Source organism: uncultured Gimesia sp. (assembly GCF_937919775.1).
Taxonomy (GTDB): domain Bacteria; phylum Planctomycetota; class Planctomycetia; order Planctomycetales; family Planctomycetaceae; genus Gimesia.
On record NZ_CALFPF010000451.1, the window covers coordinates 1 to 4,443 of the forward strand.

4 protein-coding genes are annotated in these 4,443 nt (G+C 50.8%); 3 read left to right on the forward strand and 1 reads right to left on the reverse strand.

What is annotated here, in order from left to right:
* Positions 1-157: 157 nt before the first annotated feature.
* Positions 158-1,714 (reverse strand): hypothetical protein, encoded by a 1,557-nt coding sequence (locus tag Q0294_RS12850; protein ID WP_299465848.1) that lies wholly within the window; start codon positions 1,712-1,714, stop codon positions 158-160.
* A 322-nt stretch (positions 1,715-2,036) separates the two neighbouring features.
* Between Q0294_RS12850 and Q0294_RS12855 the strand changes: the two genes are divergently transcribed.
* The 3 genes from Q0294_RS12855 (at position 2,037) to Q0294_RS12865 (ending at position 4,430) form a co-directional block, all read left to right on the forward strand.
* Positions 2,037-2,927 (forward strand): hypothetical protein, encoded by an 891-nt coding sequence (locus Q0294_RS12855; RefSeq protein ID WP_299465851.1) that lies wholly within the window; start codon positions 2,037-2,039, stop codon positions 2,925-2,927.
* Between the two features lie 131 nt (positions 2,928-3,058).
* Positions 3,059-3,604, forward strand: coding sequence for a cysteine hydrolase family protein (locus Q0294_RS12860; RefSeq protein WP_299465854.1), 546 nt, complete (start codon positions 3,059-3,061; stop codon positions 3,602-3,604).
* Between the two features lie 25 nt (positions 3,605-3,629).
* Positions 3,630-4,430, forward strand: coding sequence for a hypothetical protein (locus tag Q0294_RS12865; RefSeq protein WP_299465857.1), 801 nt, complete (start codon positions 3,630-3,632; stop codon positions 4,428-4,430).
* Positions 4,431-4,443 lie beyond the last annotated feature (13 nt).

The following is a 4,443-nucleotide window of genomic DNA, read 5'->3' on the forward strand; positions in this document are numbered from 1 at the left end:
ACATGACCGACAATGGTCTAGAAGTCAAGATTGGAGGTTCTGGGTTGCAATCACACTTGCTGCAATCGGAGGGATAGCAACAATTATGAAAGTAGTCTGGGACATTTTTACAAGCTGATTAACAATGGGATAGGGCTAACTATTTCTTTTGATTTACTCACTCAAACTTAAACGAATACAGGTCCGCGTCTTTGAGTTTAATTTTTAACCTCACTGGTTTGCCGGTCAGGCTGCTGACGTCGGTGCCCTGTTTCCAGTGGACGGGGCGGGCGATGGTGTCGCCGAAGAGTTCGCTGCAGTCGGCTTCGGTGAAACCTTCGATCGGTTTGCCTTCGGGGGTTTGCAGTTCGACGGTGATGCCGCCGGCGGCGGAGCTGGAGAAGTTGAGCTTGAGTTCTTTGCCGGTGAACGTGATTGGTTTCGTGATGATCTCGCCTCCCTTCAGCGGCGCGTTGATCGAGACGAAGCCGTCGATGCGCATTGTGTAACGTCTCAGTTGATTGCTCTTGCCGGTCCAGTAGCCTTCGGTTGCGTACAGGGAAAGTTCGTTCGGAGCGCCTTCGGTTTCTGATTTCGTTTCGACCATCTGCCAGGCGATGTATTGATGACCGTAGGCCCAGGTTCCCTGGCGTTCGATGCCGGGACGCAGGAAGGCTTCCTGCCAGCGTTTGAAATTGACGCCGTCGCGACTCGTCATGAACAGTCCTTCGGTAATCGCCATGCCGTAACGGTCGGAGATGGAGGAACGTTTTTTGCGATGTTCGACTTCGGGCAGTGCTTCCATCGATTTGGACCAGCCCCGTTCGATGTAACGGGTGGGAAATCCGACCAGGATATGTGGCGCGCGGTAATAGGGTTTGATCTGATTGGTGTAGAGTTGCTCGGGAGGCGCGTCGCCGTATTTCAGGTCCTGGGGTTTGCTCCAGGTTAAGAGGTCGTCGGAAGTCGCGGTACGGATATCACGATTGCCGGCCGGTTTCCAGACTTTGTCGTCGATGGTGCCCGCGGTGAAGTAACGCCAGTAAGCGCGGTATTTTTTGATCGTCGGGTCCCAGAAGGCGAGATTTTGTGAGTCGAAAGCACCGTCGGTGATCACTGGTTTGTCCGACATCAGCGACCAGTGAATGCCATCGGCCGATTTGAGAACGAGCAGGCCGCGCGGGCCGCGGGAACGGAGAATGGCTTTATATTTTGCATCGGCGGGACAGTCGGGATTTTCGTCTTTGAAGACGGCGGGATGCACGGGATCGGGTTTGGCATCGCCCATCCATTCGCGCCGGTCGAGGCCGATTACGATGTTGTTGTCTTTCGAGCCCCCCTTGGGAAATGCGAACAGACCCAGGTCGGGACGTTTCCAGTGGATGCCATCTTTGCTTTCGGCGTAACAAGTGAAATTGCTGTTGTTGGGACCGAGTTTTCCCTGTTGTACATCCAGTTGCCAGGCTTTGTAGTACATGCGATAGAGGTCGCCGTCCTGGAAGATACTTTGATAACCGCAGCCGGTTCCTTCCCAGGGTTTGTCGTAGTTGAAGACGATTTCGCGGGGCGTCGGATGATGCAGCAGAAAGCGGGCGTCTGCGGTATGGGAATCAATCAGAGTGTCATCGACCATGAGTTCCAGACGGGAGCCGATGTCGATTGGTTCGGCTGCGAACGCATTAGTGGAAGTGATGATGAGCAGCGTGCAGAGACAAAGGGCTGGCAGTCGTTTCATGATGTTGTTCCTGTTGATGAACTTGCTTGCGGCTGGTTTTCAGGAGAGGCGTTCCATTCTATCGCAGGTTTTGGTTTGATTGAAAGCCAATGGAATGTTTTTACTACCATGAAATACACGAAAAGTAAAAGGCTTGTGGAGATCGTGTTTGCCCGCACGCGCATGCATCTGGTTCGAGCGTAGACACCTGGTGTGCCTCACAAAGAATTCATCGAAAAAATCGATAATACTTTTTGAACTATTCAACTGTTCTGGTTAAGATGTTTTTTTCACTTGCTCTGCTCACTCTGATTGACAAAAAACAATTGAGGAAACACACGCCATGAATGCGGTTGACAGTAATCTGGTTGATACGAAATTAACGCAATTGAATCTGGTTTTGTCGCCGGATATCAACTATCGGCTGGAAACCATGTTCCCCAAATTAGAGGGGATGTTTGCCAACCGCGGGATCAAGAAAAAATTCCAATTGGTACAACGGGTAGAGCCGTTAATGAAAGAGATGCTGCTGGAAAAAGAGGAAGTGCTGTTCGTTTCCAAGGGGATTCAATCTTCTTTCGCCGAACAGTTTTTCATGGGGGCGCTCTGGGCACAGACGATTAATCATACGGTGGTGGTGCTCACGAACTTACGGCTGCTCTGCATTCGTACGAACGGTAAAGGGGTTCCCAAGCGGACATTCTGGTCGATTTACTACAGCCAGATCAAAGAACTGAAAAGCACGATATTCGGGAATGCAAAGATCTGTCTGAAAGATGGCAAGAATCTGAACTATTCCGGTTTTCCGAAAATTGATCGCCAGGCCATGCGGGAAGTCTTTCTGAATGCTTACAAGTTATTCGAAGAAAAAGGTTTCGACCCGGAAGTTTCCCAGTCCCGCGAAAATCTGTGTGGCCATTGTTACGAAGTGGTACCGAAGCATGATTATGAATGTGCAAGCTGCGGCGCGACGTTCTGGAAACCCTCGGAAATTGGCATTCGGAGTTTCGTAATCCCGTCCTGGGGAGACTTTGTCATGAAGCATTATCCGATCGCCTGTGCCGAGTTGTTTGGTTTCATGTTTTTACTTCTCTTGATCTCGATTGCGCTGGCAGACGGCGATTATGGTATTGCCATTTTCATGTTTATTATTGCCAATGGTGGTGATGCCGCGATTACCGCTCAAATTGCCGCGAAGGGCCTGCATCTCAAGAAAGTTCCCGAGAGCGCTTAGGCGCTGGGTGTTCCCGCACGAAATGAGTTCGGTTGTGTGCTGACTGTTTAAGAGTGGTCTGTTGGCTGCGGACGGGTTATGATACGGGCTTGAAGAGTGTATTCAGATGCCGCAGTTTTTCAGGAGATCTCATGAGTCGTGCTTTGCTGGTGATTGATGTGCAGAATGAGTATTTCACAGGGGCGCTGCCGATTACTTATCCGGCGGGACATCTGGAGCAGATACTGGCGGCGATGGACGGGGCGACGGCAAAACAGGTACCTGTGATTGTGGTGCAGCATCATTTTGACGATCCTGAAAAGCCGTTTTTTCAGAAAGGGACGCCGGGCTGGGAACTGCATCCGGAAGTGGCGCGGCGGCCGCATGATCTGCTGATTGAGAAGCAACTGCCGGGCAGTTTTACCGGGACGGATCTGGAAGCCTGGCTGCGGGAACAGAAGATCGATACGGTGACGATCGCCGGTTACATGACGCACATGTGCTGTGATACCACGGCGCGGCAGGCCGTGCATCGCGGGTTTACGGTCGAATTTCTGAGTGATGCGACGGGGACGCTGGCGTTGTCGAACTCAGCGGGTGAAGTGACGGCCGAAGAACTGCAGCGATCAATCCTGTGTGCGCAGCAGATGATGTTGAGCGAAGTGCTGAACGTGGAATCCTGGATCGGGCGGCTCTAGATCATCGCTCTGATCAGAGCCCTGCGTGAACGAGAATCAAACCATGACCGAGGTGACTATTGACCCAATTGTCACGAAGCTAGCCCAGATGAATCTGGAGCTATCGCCTGAGGTCCATTACCGGTGGGGGACGGTCTTCTCCCGACTTGAAGGGATCAGCCTGGATGAGGCGATACGTGTGAAGTTCGATCTGGTCAAACAAATTGAACCTGTGCTGCAGAAGATGTTGCTGGAACACGAACAGGTGTTGTTTGTCTCAAAGGGGGATCTGCAGTTTAAAAAAACAGTTATGGTGCTCACGAATTTGCGACTACTTTGTGTGGATGCATCTCGGAAGGGAGAACCTCGTCAGCCAAACTGGGCAATTTACTACAGCCAGATTGATGAATTGAAAAGTACGGTTTTCCGGCATCCCAAATTCTGTTTAAAAGATGGAATGAAACTGAGCTTTAACGATTTTCCCAAGCACGACCGCCAGACGCTACATAACGTGTTTCAGGATGCTGCCCGGCGATTTCAAGAGGAAGGCCTGGATCCAGAGGTTTCGCAGTCGCGTGAAAATCTGTGCGGAAACTGTTTCGAGATCGTTTCGAAACAGACATACGAGTGTGATGTGTGCGGTGCAACGTTCTGGACGCCATTTGAGTTTGGGGTCCGCAGTTTTCTATTTCCTCCCTGGTTGAGCTTTATCCTAAGACCATCTCGGTTTGCTTATTTTGATCTGGTTTGTTATGCGGTTGTTGTCTTTAGTATCTTGTTATCGGAGCCGAAAGGTAATCCTGCCTTAGCTAGTGGGTGTCCCGAAAGTATTTTAGTTCGTAAATAATAGCGTTAAATTG